Below are 17239 nucleotides of genomic sequence, written 5' to 3' on the forward strand. Positions count from 1 at the left end.
TGATGATCGAGACCGATCACGACATGCGCAACCCCGCCGACATGCTCATCTTGGACAAGGTGGCCAAGAACGTCTTCCACCTGCCCGGTATCGCCAAGGTGCAGGCGATGACGCGGCCCCTCGGCACCCCGATCGACCACAGCTCGATCCCGTTTCAGATCAGCATGCAAGGTGTCGGGCAGAGCGAGAACCTGACCTACCAGAAACAGCGTGCCGACGACTTGCTCAGGCAGGCAAGCGAACTGAAGAAGACGATCGACATCCTGCAGAGCCAGTACGCCCTGCAACAGCAGCTCGCCGCGGCGACCCACGATGAGACCCAGAATTTCCACGACACGATCACCACGATGAACGAAGTGCGGGATCACATCTCGGATTTCGTCGACTTTTTCACGCCGCTGAAGAACTACTTCTACTGGGAGCCGCACTGTTACGACATCCCGGCCTGCTGGGCGATACGGTCGACCTGGATGTCGATCGACGGTATCGACCAGCTCAGCGAGAAGTTCGAGAACCTGACAGCGACGATGGACCGGCTCGACGCGATCCAGCCGCAACTGGTGTCGCTGCTGCCGCCCCAGATCGCCAGTCAGATGGTCAATCTCGGTCTGGCGCTGTCGAATTACGCGACCAACTCCGGGATGAACGCCCAGCAGCGCGCGCTGACCGACAATGCGGCGGCGATGGGTCAGGCTTTCGATACCGCCAAGAACGACGACTCGTTCTACCTGCCCCCGGAAGCGTTCGACAACCCCGACTTCATCAGGGGCCTGAAGCTTTTCCTGTCGCCCGACGGCCACGCCGCACGGATGATCATCACCCACGAAGGCGATCCCGCGACGCCCGAGGGCATCTCGCATATCGCCCCGATCATGCAGGCAGCACACGAGGCGGTGAAGGGCACCCCCTCCGACGGCGCCAAGTTCTACCTGGCCGGCACCGCGGCCACCTACAAAGACATTCAAGACATGGCCAGATACGACCTGCTGATCGTCGGGATCGCCGCGCTGAGCCTGATCCTGATCATCATGATGGTGATCACCCGCAGCCTGGTGGCGGCGATCGTGATCGTCGGCACGGTGGGCCTGTCGCTGGGCACGTCGTTCGGGTTGTCGGTGCTGGCCTGGCAGGATATCTTCGGCATCCAGCTGTACTGGATCGTGCTGGCACTGGCCGTCATCCTGCTCCTCGCTGTCGGGTCGGACTACAACCTGCTGCTGATCTCCCGGTTCAGAGAGGAGGTTGGTGCCGGGCTGAACACCGGCATCATCCGGGCGATGGCCGGGTCCGGCTCGGTGGTCACCGCCGCCGGGCTGGTGTTCGCCGCCACCATGTCGGCGTTCATCGTCAGCGACCTGCGGATCCTCGGCCAGATCGGGACCACCATCGGGCTCGGGCTGTTGTTCGACACGCTGATTGTGCGTTCGTTCATGACGCCGTCGATCGCCGCCCTGCTCGGGCGCTGGTTCTGGTGGCCGCAGCACGTGCGCCCCCGCCCGGCCAGCGAGATGCTGCGGCCGTACGGCTCGCGCCGCGCGGTTCGTGAGTTGTTGGACTCCAGCGAATAGCGGCTTACCGCGGGGAGGCCCGGGCGTAGTCTGACAACAGCATGTGGCGCAGAAGGCTCGCGATCCGGTGAACGCGAAGGCCGGGTGGCCGGTGGTGGCCCGCGACGATGAGTTGCGGCAGGCGTTGGCGGCACTCGACCCCGAAGGGGAGTTTCGGGGGGTCGCGTTGGTCGGTGACAGCGGGATCGGCAAGTCGACTCTGGCGCGCGCGCTTGCCGACTCGCTGGAGGCGGGCGGGCAGACGGTGCGGTTTGTGGTGGGCACCGAAACCGGGCGTGACGTGCCTTTGGGGGCGTTCTCGCGGTCGGTCACCGTCGAGGCGGCACACGAGCCGGCCGCGATGCTGGCCGCCGCCCATCGAATGCTGGAGACCGAAGAGAATCTGGTGCTCGTCGTCGACGACGCCCAGTTGCTCGATCCGTTGTCGGCCACGCTGGTAAGCCAACTTGCCGCCGATGGTACTGCCCGGTTGGTCGTGGCGATCCGCTCGGGTGAGCCGGTGCTCGACGCGGTGACGGCGCTGCTGAAAGAACGGCTGTTACTGAATGTGCACGTCGACGAGTTCACCCGCGAGCAGACCGCAGAACTCGTCCGCCGGGTGCTCGACGACACCGTCGGATCGGGGCTGATCGGCCGGTTGCACAGCCGCTGCGGGGGGAGCCCGCTGTTGCTGCGCGGGCTGTTGAGGTCGGGCCGGGAGAACGGTGTGCTGGTGCACACCGAAGACGGCTGGCAGCTGCGAGGCCCGCTGCATGCGGACCGGGAACTGGTTGACCTGCTTGAGTTTCGGCTGCGCTCTCTTGCACCAGAGGAGCTGGAAGTAATGGAGATCTTGGCCGTGGCGGAGCTGTTGGACTGGGAGATCCTGCGTGAAGTCTGCGATCCGGATGCGGTTTCTCGCCTGGAGCGTCGTGGTTTGATTCAGTTGCTCGCCGACGGATCGGCGATGATGGCGCAGTTGAACCATCCGGTCTTCGGTGAGGTGGCGATCCGCCTCGCGGGGGTGGTGCGTACGCGCCAGGTCAATGGTGTGTTGGCACAGGCCCTTCAGAAGCACCTGCGGGCCGGTGGGGGGCACATGAGGTTGCCCGACGTGCGCGGCCAGATCCGGCTGGCTCAGTTCATGATGCGCAGCGACATGGAACCCGACCTCGATCAGATCATCGCCGCGGCGGCCGCTGCGGTGAGCATGTCGAACCTTGCTTACGGTGAGGAGCTGGCCCGGTTCGCATTCGATCGCGGTGGTGGTCTGCCGGCCGCACTCGTGCTCGCCGAAGCGCTGAGTTGGCAGGGACGCGGTGATGATGCCGAGGCGGTGCTCGCCGACGTCGACCCCGGTGACGCCGACGGGATGTTGACCGTGCGGTGGGGCTGTTTGCGGGCGGCGAACCTGTTCTGGGGTCGCGGTGACGTGGAGTCGGCCCGCCAGGTCCTGGCCGCGGTGAAGGATCGTGCCGATTCCGCGGCGGGCGCCGCGCTGGTCAAGGCCATGGAGGTGGCGTTCGCGTTCTTCTCCGGCGATCTGACAACGGCACTGCAGGCAGGGCCGGCGTTGTGCGCAGCGGATGTATTCCCGCTGGCGACGGTGTGGGCGGCGGTGCCGATGGCGCTGGCATCGGCCAACGCCGGGCGGTTCGACGATGTTCGGCGTTTCGCCGAGGCGGGATTGCGGGCGGCTGCGCTCAGTGAATCGGGCCCGATCCGGTTCGGCATCGGTGTCGCCGAGGTCATGGCGCTCATGGTGGCCGGTGATTACCCGGAAGCCGACCGGGTGGTCGAACGCTATGCCGCAATGGCCGCGGGCGTACCCGAAGCCGATGCCATGGTCGGTGTGCTGTCCGGCCTCGTGCGCGTTGCCCGCGGCGACGTGGCGTCCGCCTGTGCGGCGTTTCGCGACGCGGCGCCAGTATTGTCGCGTAGCGCTCCATCGCCGTGGCCGATCCTGGTCACGGCCTGGTCGGCGCAGGCCGAAGGTGCGCGGGGAAACGCCGCGGCCGCGGCGGTCGCACTGCAGCGTTGCGAACACGTCTACGGGCCGCAGGCTGCAGCGTTCCTGCCCGAGCTCGAGCTAGCCCGGGCCTGGGAACGGGCTTCGGCCGGCCAGACGTCAGACGCTCGGGCCCATGCGGTGCGGGCCGCGCAGACCGCACGCCGATCCGGGATGTCGGCTATCGAGATGCGGGCGCTGCACACCGCGGTGCGGTTCGGTGACCGCTCGCACGCCGCCCGTCTGGCCGAACTGGCCACCAGATTGAACACGCCGTTGGCGCAGGCCGTCGCCGTGCATGCCCGGGGTCTGGCCAACCACGACGGTGACCAGTTGGACACCGCGGCCAACCGGTTTGCGGAGATCGGGGCACTGGCCCGGGCCGCGGACGCTGCGGCTCAGGCGGCGGCCGAACACGCGCGCGACGGCCGCCGCGGCAAGGAGTTGGCGTCGTCGACCCGCGCGCAATGGCTGGCCGGTAAGGGTGACATACGAACCCCGGCCGTCACCGCGGCGGCTCGGCCGTTGCCGCTCACCGAGCGCGAACGCGAGATAGCGATGCTGGCCGTGTCGGGCCTATCCAACCGGCAGATCGCCGACCGACTGAACGTCTCGACGAGAACAGTGGAGGGGCACCTGTATCGCATCTTCGCCAAACTCGGCATCGAACGCCGCGACCAGTTAATCCACCTGCTCGGGACGGCTGAATCCGAGAGCTGAGGGTGCGCCCGGTTGGTGGGTGGGGAGCCTTGCGCGGTTCCAGTATCACAGCCAACGGCTGCTGGTGGTGCGGCTTGGTCGCCGGTGAGAAATTAGGGTAGGTGCCTACTCTAGGCGAGCCCGACCCCCACCGCCGATACTGGCGCCACGCCGTAGATGTCCAGGATGGGAGTGGTCGGGTGATACCAACGCTGATCAACGCGAGCTCGCGTAACTCACACGTCCTCGAATCGCCCAGGTAGCTCCACTACGTGAAGGAAACGTCCGATCCGATGTTGTTCGTCCTCATCACCGTCACATTGGCCGCCATCCTGGTCAGCCTGTGGATTCGCCGCGACACGTGGCGATCTCGCTGGGAAGTGGACGCCACCCTCAACGTCGCGCTGCAGGGCCTTGGCGTACTGCTGATGTCGCCGTGGATCTCGACCGCGCTCGGGCCACCCCTGCACCGCATCTTCGGGCTGTGGAACATGCAACATCTGGCCGGCCACCTCTGCCTGATCGTCGCGGCGACGGCGATCATCCGCCACGGGCTGGTCCGCCTCGCCGGCGAATCCCTGGTCGACCGACTCTTCCGCCGACAGGTAGTGCGGCCGTTGGAGGTCGGCGTGCCACTGCTCGTAGCGCTGTTGATCGCCGCTGACGGGGGCCATCACCCCGATCGGTTCCCGGAGCACGTCAGCACCGGTTGGCTCGATGCTTATTGGTTGCTGCTGGGCGGTCTGCTCGTCTACCTGCTCAGCTATGCGGGCAGGGTGCTGTTGATCGTGCGCGAGGATCCCCGTTCGAGGGCGACTGCCGATCTGTACCTCATTGCAGTGGCGTTCGGGTTGGCAGCCAGCGTAATCCAGGTGGGTACGGCTTGGGCCGGCATCGACGTCGCTCTGCCCGTCTGGTCGTGCGCATGCCCGGGTGCGATCGGGTTCGCCTACGCCGCCGCTCGATCCTGGCAAGCCAAAATCCACTGGTTCATCGCCGACCGCCACCCGCAGATGCCGGAGCAACCGACTTCTTGACTGCCGACGGCCGCAACTCAGCCTTCGCCGCGCAGGTGCTCACCGAAGAAGGCGAACACCCGCGCCCAGGCGTCGGCGGCGGCCGCCGCGTTGTAGCCGAAACCGGCAACCCGGATCAACGGCTGTCCCGGAAGCTTGTTGGCGAAGCTGTGCCCGGCGTGCGGGTAGACCTTGATGTCGTGCGGGATGTTCTTGTCCTCGACGACCCCGCGTAACCGGGTGGCGGCGCCGACGCCCACCGGGTCGCGGCCACCGAAGCTGGCCACTATCGGGCAGGCCCCGTCGAGTGCCTCGCTGAGGTGGCGCGGAAGCGGAACACCGTAGAACGGCGCGGACGCGGCAAAACCCTTGGGCGCCATGACCAATGCGAATCCACCTCCCATGCAGAACCCCGCGATGCCGACCGTGCCGGAACATTCCGGCATCGACTGCAGGCAGTCGCGCGCAGCCAGGATGTCGTCCAGGGCGCGGCCGCGCTGGGTCAACAGCTCGCGCATGACTCTGGTGATGCAGCGCGCCCGCCCGCCGCGGGCGAACAGGTTCGGGGTGAGGGCGAGGTACCCCGCATCGGCGATGTGATCGTTGATCGACCGCTTGTCCGCGGCGTACCCGATGATGTCGTGGACCACCACGACTCCCGGCCACGGACCGCTGCCCTCCGGCATGCTCAGCAGCGCATCGATGGCGCCGGCGGGCGCATCGAAGGAGATGGTAGCCACGACACCAACGTATTACCGGATGCGTGCCGACGGAACCGGTAAAGCCCTTAGTTTTGTCTCGTGACTGCCGCAGCCGGGACACCCACACCGTCCGCGCCGGCCGGCTTAACCCGTTTGCCCTGTTAGCATCGGCAGGCGTGCCCCTCGCGTTCGGTTCCGATGCCCTGGTGACTGGGCGGGACCCGTGGGCCACGGTGCAGATGGTGCACCGGGGCGTCGTGATCTACCGCAGCCATGGGTAGCGGTGCGGGCGCCGGGGACACCAAGGTCCGCCGGCTGCTGTCACGAATAGCCGGCGCGGCAGCCGAGCGGGTGCCCGGACTGCGCGCGGCGGTGTCCGAGCGGCTTGCCCGACTCAGTGTCGCCGTCGCCGCCGGCCTGTTACTGTGCGCCAGCTTCCCGCCACTGAACTGGTGGTGGGCCGCAGTGGTCGCGTTCGCGCTGCTCGCCTGGGTGCTGACGCACCGGCATACCACTGCGGTCGGCGGCTTCGGGTACGGATTCCTGTGCGGGTTGGCGTTCTACCTGCCGCTGCTGCCCTGGATCAGCGGGTTGGTCGGCGCGCTGCCCTGGTTGGTGCTCACCGCGGTGTGCGCCCTGTTCCCGGCGGCGTTCGGTCTGCTGGCCGTGCTGGTGAGCGGGCTGAAAGGCTGGCCGGTCTGGTTTGCGGCGCTGTGGGCGGCCCAGGAGTGGGCGAAGTCGACCTTCCCCTTCGGCGGGTTCCCCTGGGGAGTGGTGGGATTCGGCCAGACCGAAGGGCCGCTGCTGCCGCTGGTCGCCCTCGGCGGGGTGCCGCTGCTGTCGACGGCGGTCGCGCTGCTGGGCTTTTCCGCCACGGCGATCGGCATCGAGATTGTGCTGTGGCTGCAGCGCGACCGGGCGGCTGGTTCCGACGGCGCCGACAGTGCCGGGCGGCCGCCGGCGGTGCTGCTGCCGGGCGTCTGCATCTGCCTGGTGCTGTTGGCCACCGTCGTGGTCTGGCCGGGAGTACGCCGCTCCGGCATAGGCTCAGCTTCCGGTAACGAACCCGTGGTCGCCGTGGCGGCGGTGCAGGGCAATGTGCCCCGCCTCGGGCTGGAGTTCAACGCACAGCGTCGAGAGGTGCTCGACTACCACGTCCGAGAGACCCTGCAGCTGGCTGACGACGTGTACGCCGGGCGCGTCCAGCAACCCCAGTTCGTCATCTGGCCGGAGAACTCGGCAGACGTCGATCCGCTGGTCAACGCCGACGCGGCGCAACACATCGCCGCAGCCGCGCAGGCGATCGGGGTACCGATCCTGGTCGGCACGGTGCGCGGCGCACCGGGCTGGACCGTCGACAATCCGGTCTCGATGAATACGGTGCTGGTGTGGAATCCAGCGACCGGGCCGGGCGAGCGCCACGACAAGCGGATCGTACAGCCGTTCGGCGAGTACCTGCCGTGGCGGGGATTCTTTCGCCATCTGTCCGGGTATGCCGACCGCGCAGGTTATTTCGTGGCGGGCGACGGCAGTGCCGGCGGCGGGGTGGTGGACGCCGCCGGTGTTCCCGTCGGGGTTGCCACCTGCTGGGAAGTGATTTTCGACCGCGCCCCGCGAGCATCGGTCCTGGGCGGGGCGCAGCTGCTGGCGGTGCCCACCAACAACGCCACCTTCGATCAGATGATGAGCGAACAACAACTGGCTTTCGCCAAGGTGCGCGCCGTGGAACACGACCGATACGTCGTCGTCGCCGGCACCACCGGGATCAGTGCGGCGATCGCACCGGACGGCCGCGAGCTGGCGCGCACCGAGTTCTTCGAACCCGCCTACCTGGACACCCAGGTACGACTCAAAACCACGCTGACTCCGGCCACCCGGTGGGGTCCGCTGCTGCAATGGCTGCTGATCGCAGCAGGCGTCGGGAGTGTCGTCGCCGCGATACTGCACAATGGGTGGTTCATGGGGTGGTTCATGCGCCGCCGGTCTCGACCGGTGCACGCCGCGACCCTGCAGGGCGCAGCGACGGGGGAGGAGCTCAGCGATGAGGAGGAACGGTGTCGATGAGCACCCCTGAACGGCCCAGCCGGCACACGCTGGTGGTCATTCCCACCTTCAACGAGCGGGAGAACCTGCCGCTGATCCTGGAGCGGCTGCATCAGGCCCGGCCCGACGCGCAGGTGTTGGTCGTCGACGACAACAGCCCGGATGGCACCGGAGAACTCGCCGATGAGCTGGCATCGGCTCATCCCGACCGGATGTCGGTGATGCACCGGACCGCCAAAGCGGGCTTGGGCGCCGCCTACCTGGCCGGTTTCGCCTGGGGGCTGAGCCGGCAGTACACCGTGCTGGTCGAGATGGATGCCGACGGCAGCCATGCGCCCGAGCAGCTGCATCGCCTGCTCGACGCCGTCGACGCCGGTGCTGACCTCGCGATCGGCTCGCGCTACGTGGACGGCGGCGCGGTACGCAACTGGCCGTGGCATCGCCGCGCGCTGTCCAAGACCGCCAATACCTACGCACGACTATGCCTCGGGATCGGCATCCACGACGTCACCGCCGGCTACCGTGCCTACCGGCGCGAGGCGCTGGAGAAGATCGACCTGGCGGCGGTGGATTCCAAGGGCTACTCGTTTCAAGTCGACCTGACCTGGCGCACAGTCAACAGCGGGTTCACCGTCGTGGAAGTGCCCATCACGTTCACCGAACGCGAGTTCGGAGTGTCCAAGATGAGCGGATCCAACATCATCGAAGGCTTGGTCAAGGTGGCGCGCTGGGGCGCGGCCGGTTGGGCCGGGCGGTTCAGCCGTGCCCGACGGGTGCGGCGTTGACGTCAACTGCCGCGGCGGCGTGACCTGATCAGGTCCAGACGCTCCTTGAGCAGCTCATCGAGCTCGTCCACCGAACGGCGCTCCAAGAGCATGTCCCAGTGCGTGCGCGGCGGTTTGCCCTTCTTCGGCTCGGGCTGGTCACCCTCGATGAGGGTGCCCTCCATCCCGTTGCGGCATATCCAGGTGCCGGGGATCTCGGCATCGTCGGCGAACGGCACGTCGAACTCCTCGCCGTTCTCGGTGCGGTACCGCGCAACCTGTCGCGGCGCCAGGTCGTGATCACGATCCGTTTCGTAGCTGACGGCGCCCAGCCGGCTGCCCCGCAAAACACGATCAGCCATCGATCCTCTCCTTCAAACTCCTGGAAACCTTTCGACACACAATCTCTCGTGGCCAACAACGCAAGAGCACGCTGTCGAGTTCCCGTGCGACGCGACCGTTGATAATACCGGAATTATCGGCTACCCCCGGTCACCCCGGGCTAACGTCGTCAGCCGTTCAGTTAACGTGCGCGGATGGCGCCGTCGGGTTGGCGCGTGGGCTGCGGCCAGTGGGCGTGGGCGGCGCGAGGGCCACGGTCTGCCGTATCGCTGCGCTATCCGTCGGCTGATGCGCGGCAGACGAGAACGGGGCAGGACGCGTGCTGGACACAGTATCGGCTGACGGAGCCCAGCAGCATTCCCTCGAATTCGCCGCGTCCACGACTGCCTACGACAAGCAAGTCGGCTGATTGAGATGCTTCGACAAGCACCCTTTCTGGTCGTCCCTTCACCACACGGGGAGTCACGGGTACCGATGGGGGTTCGCCGAGTGCGTTGGCAACCGTTATTTCGAGCGCCTTACGCGCATCCGTGGCCGCGTCGTCATCGGAGTAGTCGAAGTAATACCCGTACGAGGATGGGTGTTGCCAAGCGGTTACGGCATGCACGTCACCGCCGGTGTATTGGGCCTGCTTGGCTGCCCATTGCAACGCACGCTCGCTCGCTGCCGATCCGTCGATACCAGCGACGATAATTTGGCGAGTTTCAGACATTGCTGACCTCCTTGTTCAGTGCCCGCCACGACGTTGTCAACGTCGACGACCGGGCTCGGCTGAATGCAGCACAGGGTCTGGAGGCATGTCGTCGCCGTGGTCGGCTTTCCTCGTCGATGTCGTCGATGCCGTCGATACTACTCCCGGAGAATGCGTTTCGCCGATTGAGCGATGGACAACTCCCTTTTCCGTTCGGCTACGGACGGCGGTTGTTTTCAACTAAGATTGAGCGATCCCGTCGAGTCGGGAAGGGGCAAGGAATTGACGTCACCGGCCTACGCGGTCGTCATTGCCGGTGCCGTGGCGGCCGTTACCGTTTCGGCGGCTCAGGCTTCCCCGCCGCCGGGGTTCGACGACCCGCACATCCCGAACATGATGATGGGGAACTGTCCCGGCGGTAAGGGCGGGTTCGGCAATATTTCCTACTGCGACGGCGAACGTTACGCCGACGGCAGCTACTGGCATCAGTTGTTGATGATGCAGGGATGGCTCGGCCCTACAGTCACGATGAACTGTGTGACCGACACCGGGGCACCAGTACCGCCGTTGGCGCCTGCCGGCGCGTGTGGTGGCAGCTGGGACGGAAAGGTCGATACGGGGCTGCCCGAACCGGCCCCTGCACCCCCACCGGGCCAGACCCCACCACCTCCACCGGGCAACGCAGAATCGGACCCCGAAAAACTCTAACGGTCAGACTATCCAGCGCGTATTCTGTTCCCAGCAGCACGGCTCAGAAAGCTGGCGGTCGCATGGACGCGAAGCCAAGGATTAAGTGGCCGGTGGTGGCCCGCGACGATGAGTTGCGGCAGGCGTTGGCGGCACTTGACCCCGAAGGGGAGTTTCGGGGCGTCGCGTTGGTCGGTGACAGTGGGATGGGCAAGTCGACTCTGGCTCATGTGCTTGCCGACCGGCTGACAGCGGACGGACAATCGGTGCGGTTTGTGGTGGGCACAAGAGGAGGCTGACTTGCAGTCTGCCAGCAACACCGCAACCAACGCCGTGGCCTTGCCCGCAGAGCCACCATCGCGCCGAGCGTGAAACTGTTGCGACGTTTCGGGTGATTTTTCGCAATGGTTTCACGCTCGGCGCAAGCGGCGATGTGCTCCGCGGTGCAGCAGAAATTGGCTCGTTCTCCGTTCTCCGCTGCTACGACGCGCCGGGGCAGATCAGGCCTGCAGTTTGGCTATTTTCGCGCTGTCGGTGTGGAATTCGCCGCGGACCACCCTGCCGTCCCGGTCGAATCTCAGCACGTTGACGAACGGCGATTCTTCGCTGCCGTTGTCATTGGCGAAACGCTGGGTTCCCAGGACGACGACGTAGTCGCCGCCGTCGATGTACTCGGTCGGCTCGATGCGCACGGTGGTCCAGTGGTTGGGCAGTTGGCTCATGAAGTCGATGATGGCGTCACGGCCGTGGACCTCCCCGCCGGGCCGGACTTCATCGGAGGAGTACCAGACCGCGTCCTGCGTGTAGATCTCCTTCAGTGCGGCCAAATCCCCGGTGCTGAACGCTTGATAGGCGGACCTGGCGGTGTCGACGTTGGTCATTTCGAATCCTCCTTATTACGGGCATCTCTCAGCGCGTGTGAGCTGATGAAGCGACTATCCCCGCCGCCCGCCGGAAGAAGCTAGAGTAGGTGCCTACTCGAATTTTCCGCGTGCGTTTCTGCGGGAGCTCGGTCCGTGAGTTGAGGGTGCGCCCGGTCGGCGAGTGGGGGGAGCCCCGCGCGGTCGGGGGACGCGGGGCTCCCCACCAGCTGAGGCGCCGGTGCCGCCGGAACCGGCCGGGCCACTGCGGCCCTTGCCGCCGTCGCGGCCGGTGCCGGCGGTCCCTCCGGTGCCCTGAGACCGGCGCCGCCGTTGCCGGGCCTCGGGGTGTCAGCCGGGGGTGCCGGGGTCGCCGGCTGACCCGGTATTGCCGGTTCCGCCGGTGTCGCCGGGGTCGCCGGCCACACCGTCTATCGCGGTGCTGCCATCGCCGGTCGCCGTCGCATCTCCGCCGTCACCGCCGGCACCACCGAGACCGCCGTCACCGCCGTCACCGCCGTCACCGGCAGCCCCGCCGCCACCGGCGGTGCCGGTGACGGTGCCGCCCTGGGCCGTGCCGGCCGCGCCGCCGTCGCCGCCGTTGCCGCCGGTACCGCCGTCACCACCGGTGCCGCCGGTGCCGCCGTCACCGCCGTCGCCGCCGGTGGCTAGGCCATTAGCACCATTGCCCGTAGTGCTGACGCCGCCGTCACCGCCGTCACCACCGGTCGCGCCCGTAGCACCGGTACCGCCGTCGCCGCCGGCCCCGCCGTCACCGCCGTTGCCGGCGGTGTTGGTAGCCAGGTTGCCGCCGTTGCCGCCGGCTCCGCCGTCGCCGCCGCTGCCGCCGGTCCCGCCGACCACACCGGTGCCGCCGGTGCCGCCGGTCCCGCCGTCGCCGGCGGTCGCTATGCCGGACGCGCCGTTGACCGTGGCGCCGCCGCCGTCGCCGCCGTCGCCGCCGGCCCCGCCGGTCGCGCCGTCGCCGCCGTCGCCGCCTGTGCCGCCGGTCGCTTTGCCTTGCGTGCCGTTGGCGGTGGCCTCACCGCCGGTGCCGCCGGTGCCACCGGACTGCCCGGTCGTGGTGCCGTTGTCACCAGGACCGCCGGGGCCGCCGGTTGCGACGCCGCTCTCACCGTTCTGCGTGTCATCCGCGCCTTCGGTGCCGGAGCCCGCCTGGCCGTCGGGTGTGTTGACACCGGTCGCGCCGATCTGGCCGTCGCCGCCGTTACCGCCGTTGCCGCCGTTGCCGACATCACCGCCGTTGCCGCCGGCGCCGCCGTCGCCGCCGTCGGCGCCAAAGACCATGCCGGTGGCAGCGTTATAGCCCGCCCCGCCGTCACCGCCGTTGCCGGCCGCTGTGGTCACCGCCGCGCCGGCAGCACCGTTGCTGCCGGCGTTACCGCCGGTGCCGCCGGTGCCTGCGGCGCCGCCTGCGCCGCCGGACCCGACGTCGCCCTGGTTGCCGCCGTTGCCGCCGTCGCCGCCCTTGGGGGTCATGGCGTCGCCGGCCTTGCCGTCGCCGCCGTCACCGGGGATGCCGGCGTTACCGCCGTTTCCGCCGTTGCCGCCGTCGCCGTTGACACCGACGTTGCCCGACCCGCCCGCGGCCACGCCGCCGCCGTCACCGCCGGTGCCGCCCTCACCGCCGGTGCCGCCGTTACCGCCGTCACCGCCGTTGCCGCCATCAGCACCCGCCGCTACGTTGACATCGCTGGCCGCGTCGTAGCCGGTGCCGCCGAGCCCGCCGTTGCCGCCGTTGCCGCCGTTACCGCCGGTGCCGCCGTTGCCGCCGTCACCGCGTATCGACCCGCCCAAGCCGCCGGCCCCGCCGTCGCCGCCGTTACCGCCGGTCGCACCGTTGCCGCCACCGGTGGCGTTGATGGTTTCCATGGTGCCGTTCTGGCCCGATTCGCCGACGGCACCATCGGCGCCGTTGCCGCCGTTGCCGCCGTTGCCGCCGTTGCCCAGCTGACCGCCGTCGCCGCCGGCCCCGCCGGCACCGCCTTCGCCGCCGACACCGGTCTCCGCGTCGTAGCCGGTGGCATCGCCGCCGGCCCCGCCGTTGCCGCCGTTGCCGCTGATCCCCGACGGCAGGCCGCCGTCCATGCCGCTGGCGGCATGGGACCCGTCAACATTGAGCCCACCCAGGCCACCCTGGCCGGCCGTCTCACCCGGGTCACCGCCGTCACCGCCGGCGCCACCTTCGCCACCCAGGTTGGTCCCGTCGCCGCCGGCACCGCCGACGCCGCCGTCACCGCCGGCACCGCTGTCACCACCGTCACCACCGGCGCCGGCGACACCGTCCTTGCCGGCAAAGTGCAGGCCAAAGAACCCGCCCGCACCGCCTGCACCGGCGTCGCCGCCGGCGCCGCCGTCGGCGCCGGTGCCGCCGTCGCCGCCATCACCACCGGCACCACCCTTGAAGCCGGAACCGATCTGCTGGACCAGCTGGGCCTGGGCTTCAGCAGGCACCACGGCCTCGACATCACCGCCGGCACCACCAGCACCGCCGTCGCCGCCGGTGCCGCCGGCACCGCCATCACCGCCGGCGCCACCATTGCCGCCGGTACCGGCGTTGCCCAGCAAGAACCCGGCCTTACCGCCGGTGCCGGCGTCACCGCCGTCCCCACCGACCTGCCCGGCTTGACCGTCACCGCCCTTGGTGCCGTCGAACCCGTTGCCGTTGGGGTTGCTCAACCCGGTCAAACCGAGATCGCCGTTGTCGCCGGCCGCGCCGTTTGCGCCGTCACCACCGAAACCACCGGCCCCGCCGTTGCCCATGAACCACCCGCCGGCGCCGCCGTCACCGCCGGCGCCGCCGTCGGCCCCGGCAGCGGTGGCATCAGCACCCTCACCACCGACACCACCGTTGCCAATGAATCCGGCCGCCCCGCCGTCACCGGCGGCGCCGCCGCTGTAGTCATCCATCTGGACGCCGTAACCGGCGCCACCGTCACCGAACAACAACCCCCCAGCACCACCATCGGGCTCCAGCATCGTGCCATCGACACCATTGCAGACCAGCCCACAGGAGTCACCGAACGCAAACAACGAGTTGACCGGAGCGAAAAGCGGGATCAAGGCCTCACCCAAGGAATGAATCGGCAAGTAGATCACCTGGGTGAAGAACTCGTCAATCGGCCCGAAAATCGTGTCCAGCCCAGCAACCGACGGCGCCTCCGCCGCCGCAGCGGCCGCAACGGCGCTAGCATCAAACCCGCCGCTCAGCACATCGGCAACAGCCAGATCGGGCGCAGCGTCCAACACGCCACCGAGCCCATTCGCAGCCAGATCGGGCGCAGCGTCCAACGGCAACCCCGAGACTCCACCGGCCACCGAATCCAACAGGTTGGCGATCGCATCCCCGATACCGAAATCGTCGGCCTGCGCCACCGGCATGCTGGCCAACGGACTCATCCCCAATGCCACGAACGCACCCGCGGCCGCGCTCGCACCGGCCAGCCGATAACCACCACGCATCGTTGCGTTGTATGAGCCACGCCGCCGCTCGCTGCGGTTCTTACCAGCCATCACACACCTCCATGACAACGGCCTGACCGTCAGGCACTGTTCCGAGCATCAGGCTATTCAGCCATCGAAAAGGCGCATAGCGTATTAGACCACTCTAATTTCCGTAGTCGTATACTCGCCTTCGGCTCAACTGCCGCACCAGCACCAGCAGTCACAAGCGGGGGCAGAAAACCTGGGTAGCGGGTCGTGATACGTCTTCGGCGACGCCCGGATTAGACGCCGGCCAGTGGTCGCGCAGCCGCCGCTGGGGAAGAGGCTGATGAGAAAGGCGATGCGCGCAGGCGCCCACGCGCCCGTGAGATCATCGCGGCCCAAACATTCACCTGGCGCTCAGGCCCGAATCAGCAGCTGAACAACGCGCCGACTCCCTCCGGCGGCGGCACCGGATGCAGACAGCCGAACGGTTCGATGCCGGTGGGGCCCAACCGTGCCGCCGACCGATGGGCGTAGTTCACGCAGAAGAGGTCGGTCCGGTCGCTGCGACAGCGGAAGTCGCCGAAGGACAGTGCTGCGCCGCTGGGCAACTCCGGGCCGTCGCCGTAGCGAAACGGTCCCGGATCGCCGTGCGCGGACCCGACTTGCAAACTGGCGCCGTCGAAGTCGACCCAATTGCCTTTCCACTGCCCGTAGACCCCGTCCGGACGGGGCGGGGGATCGGTGAGGTCGACCAGGCAGGCCAGCGTACCGCCGGTGTGGGCGGAATCGGTCATGCAGGTGATGGCACCGGCTGGACCTTCCGGGGTGGTGAAGGCGATGTCGTCGCCGAGATCAGTGGTTTCACCAGCGTTCGTCGCGCTGTGGTAGCGAGCGGCGTCGACGGGCTGGCCGGCCTGGATCCAGCCGATCACGTCGGCGATGGGCGCGCCAGCAGCAGGCGCGGTCAGCGGTGCCGGCGCCGACGTCGGGCGGGACGGCTGCGACGACTCCGACGTGGTGGTCTGGGCCTGCTCCGGCTGGCCGACGGTGCCATGGGCACATCCGGCGAGCAGCAACGACACAGCGGTCAGCACGGTGGTGCGCATGCCGCTTAGGCTAACCGCCGCCCGGGTTCGCTGGGTTCGCTACGTTCGCCTCATCCGCCCGGGTTCGCTGGGTTCGCTACGTTCGCCTCATGCGTGAACACCCGGCCGAGAGCTATCTGGCCGGTCGCGTCAGGCCCTGACCACCTGGGTGCCGCCGGCCAGTTCGTCGTGCTTGCCCTGTTTGATCGAGCTGCCGCTGATGGTCACCGCGATCACGATGTAGGCCGCGAACGCGAGCAGGCTGCCCAGGTAGGGCACCACCGCCAGCAGGGTGAACGCATTGCGGATGGCCGACTGCTTGGCGTCGGGTTTCGGCGCGCCGCCCGGTCCGCGCACCGCCAGCCCGAACAGCCGTTTGCCGGGGCTGGAGCCCCAGGCGACCTCGAACAACACGAAGTACCCGAACGTCAGCACCCCGGAGAACAGGCCGGTCACCAGAAACCAGTAGTCGTAGTCGAGGACGAACAGCGTCAGCACGAACGCCACGATGTTGACCAAGATGCCGTCGACCAGTCGGGCCAGGAAACGCCGGCCCAGCCCGCCGGGCCGCTGCCCCGGGATGGGCGGGCCTGGTTGACCGTAGCCGGATACGTTGGCGTCGAAGTCGCCGGTCGACATGTGCGCCAATGTACCGGCACACTCCGGCATAGTGTGGTCGGTGTGCGGGCGTTGATCATCGTCGACGTGCAGAACGACTTCTGCGAGGGCGGGGCGGTGGCCGTGACGGGTGGCGCCGAAGTTGCCCGGGCGATCACCCGCTACCTGAACACCACGGACGGTTATAGCCATGTCGTGGCGACCCAGGACTTTCACGTCGACCCGGGTGGGCATTTCTCCGACGAACCGGATTTCGTGACGTCTTGGCCGCCGCACTGCGTCGCCGGAAGCTCCGGCGCGGATCTCCACCCCGACCTGGATGCCGGCCGCATCGAAGCCGTCTTTCGCAAAGGTGCCTATAGCGCGGCCTACAGCGGCTTCGAGGGCGTCGACGACACCGGCACCCCGCTGGCCGACTGGCTGCGCCAGCGCGGCGTCGACGCGGTCGACGTGGTCGGTATCGCCACCGACTACTGCGTGCGCCAGACCGCCGAGGACGCCGTACGCGCCGGTTTCACCGCCCGGGTGCTGTCGAGCCTGACGGCCGGGGTGGCCGCGGAGTCGACCGCTGCTGCCCTGGCGGCGATGCGCGCCGCCGGTATCGCGGTGGTCGAAGCCGCCTGATCGCCGCCGTACTGCGCTTAAGCTCGGGCCGTGCCAAGTTTTCGGATCGCGCAAGCCGCCGAGCTGCTCGGCGTCAGCGACGACACCGTTCGCCGGTGGATCGA

Annotated in this window: 16 protein-coding genes and 1 pseudogene; 10 read left to right on the forward strand and 7 right to left on the reverse strand. The window is 68.3% G+C overall.

Annotation, left to right across the window (positions count from 1 at the left end):
- From AC2VOP_RS13675 to AC2VOP_RS13685, 3 genes are all read left to right on the forward strand, one after another.
- Positions 1–1568, forward strand: a 1568-nt coding sequence (locus AC2VOP_RS13675; protein WP_486961470.1) for an MMPL family transporter, incomplete at its 5' end; no start/stop codon positions are given.
- 94 nt (positions 1569–1662) lie between these two features.
- Positions 1663–4275 (forward strand): helix-turn-helix transcriptional regulator, encoded by a 2613-nt coding sequence (locus tag AC2VOP_RS13680; RefSeq protein ID WP_486961484.1) that lies wholly within the window; start codon positions 1663–1665, stop codon positions 4273–4275.
- Between the two features lie 251 nt (positions 4276–4526).
- The gene (locus AC2VOP_RS13685) at positions 4527–5291 is read left to right on the forward strand and encodes a hypothetical protein (RefSeq protein ID WP_486961471.1); all 765 of its coding nucleotides are present in this window, start codon (positions 4527–4529) and stop codon (positions 5289–5291) included.
- Between the two features lie 17 nt (positions 5292–5308).
- Here AC2VOP_RS13685 and AC2VOP_RS13690 read toward each other — a convergent pair whose 3' ends face one another.
- Positions 5309–6010, reverse strand: coding sequence for a dienelactone hydrolase family protein (locus AC2VOP_RS13690; protein ID WP_486961472.1), 702 nt, complete (start codon positions 6008–6010; stop codon positions 5309–5311).
- Positions 6011–6102: 92 nt separating this feature from the next.
- On the opposite strand from AC2VOP_RS13690, the pseudogene AC2VOP_RS13695 reads away from it, so the two are divergent.
- The 3 genes and pseudogenes from AC2VOP_RS13695 to AC2VOP_RS13705 form a co-directional block, all read left to right on the forward strand.
- Positions 6103–6210: pseudogene (locus AC2VOP_RS13695) on the forward strand (hypothetical protein); the annotation flags it as partial.
- A 34-nt stretch (positions 6211–6244) separates the two neighbouring features.
- Entirely contained in the window at positions 6245–8035 is a 1791-nt protein-coding gene (lnt, locus tag AC2VOP_RS13700) for an apolipoprotein N-acyltransferase (RefSeq protein WP_486961473.1), read from the forward strand.
- A complete protein-coding gene (locus AC2VOP_RS13705; protein WP_486961474.1) occupies positions 8032–8799 on the forward strand; it encodes a polyprenol monophosphomannose synthase in 768 nt (255 codons plus the stop codon). The genes lnt and AC2VOP_RS13705 overlap by 4 nt, the downstream gene beginning before the upstream one ends.
- A 2-nt stretch (positions 8800–8801) precedes the next feature.
- Here the strand turns inward: AC2VOP_RS13705 and AC2VOP_RS13710 are convergent, their stop codons facing one another.
- Entirely contained in the window at positions 8802–9140 is a 339-nt protein-coding gene (locus AC2VOP_RS13710) for an RNA polymerase-binding protein RbpA (protein ID WP_486961475.1), read from the reverse strand.
- Positions 9141–9394: 254 nt separating this feature from the next.
- A complete protein-coding gene (locus tag AC2VOP_RS13715) occupies positions 9395–9832 on the reverse strand; it encodes a universal stress protein (RefSeq protein WP_486961476.1) in 438 nt (145 codons plus the stop codon).
- A gap of 261 nt (positions 9833–10093) precedes the next feature.
- Between AC2VOP_RS13715 and AC2VOP_RS13720 the strand changes: the two genes are divergently transcribed.
- Positions 10094–10519: a hypothetical protein gene (locus AC2VOP_RS13720; RefSeq protein ID WP_486961477.1), complete on the forward strand. Its 426-nt coding sequence runs from the start codon at positions 10094–10096 to the stop codon at positions 10517–10519.
- Between the two features lie 62 nt (positions 10520–10581).
- Positions 10582–10797, forward strand: a complete 216-nt coding sequence (locus AC2VOP_RS13725; RefSeq protein ID WP_486961478.1) for an ATP-binding protein — start codon at positions 10582–10584, stop codon at positions 10795–10797.
- 201 nt (positions 10798–10998) lie between these two features.
- On the opposite strand, the gene AC2VOP_RS13730 is transcribed toward AC2VOP_RS13725, so the two are convergent.
- The 4 genes from AC2VOP_RS13730 to AC2VOP_RS13745 all read right to left on the reverse strand — a co-directional run bounded on the left by AC2VOP_RS13730 (position 10999) and on the right by AC2VOP_RS13745 (position 16532).
- Entirely contained in the window at positions 10999–11379 is a 381-nt protein-coding gene (locus tag AC2VOP_RS13730) for a nuclear transport factor 2 family protein (RefSeq protein ID WP_486961479.1), read from the reverse strand.
- 330 nt (positions 11380–11709) lie between these two features.
- Positions 11710–14892 carry a PGRS repeat-containing protein gene (locus AC2VOP_RS13735; protein WP_486961480.1) on the reverse strand — a complete coding sequence of 1061 codons (3183 nt, stop codon included), beginning with the start codon at positions 14890–14892 and terminating at the stop codon, positions 11710–11712.
- Positions 14893–15233: 341 nt separating this feature from the next.
- Complete coding sequence (locus AC2VOP_RS13740; protein ID WP_486961481.1) at positions 15234–15914, reverse strand: hypothetical protein; 681 nt, start codon at positions 15912–15914, stop codon at positions 15234–15236.
- A 129-nt stretch (positions 15915–16043) separates the two neighbouring features.
- Positions 16044–16532 (reverse strand): RDD family protein, encoded by a 489-nt coding sequence (locus tag AC2VOP_RS13745; RefSeq protein ID WP_486961482.1) that lies wholly within the window; start codon positions 16530–16532, stop codon positions 16044–16046.
- Positions 16533–16574: 42 nt separating this feature from the next.
- Here AC2VOP_RS13745 and pncA point away from each other — a divergent pair, with 42 nt between their 5' ends.
- Together pncA and AC2VOP_RS13755 are read left to right on the forward strand one after the other, a co-directional pair.
- Complete coding sequence (gene pncA, locus AC2VOP_RS13750) at positions 16575–17135, forward strand: pyrazinamidase PncA (protein ID WP_486961483.1); 561 nt, start codon at positions 16575–16577, stop codon at positions 17133–17135.
- Between the two features lie 30 nt (positions 17136–17165).
- The coding region (locus AC2VOP_RS13755) for a helix-turn-helix domain-containing protein (RefSeq protein WP_486961485.1) at positions 17166–17239 on the forward strand (74 nt) is incomplete at its 3' end.

Source organism: Mycobacterium sp. TH-M106 (genome assembly GCF_057473765.1).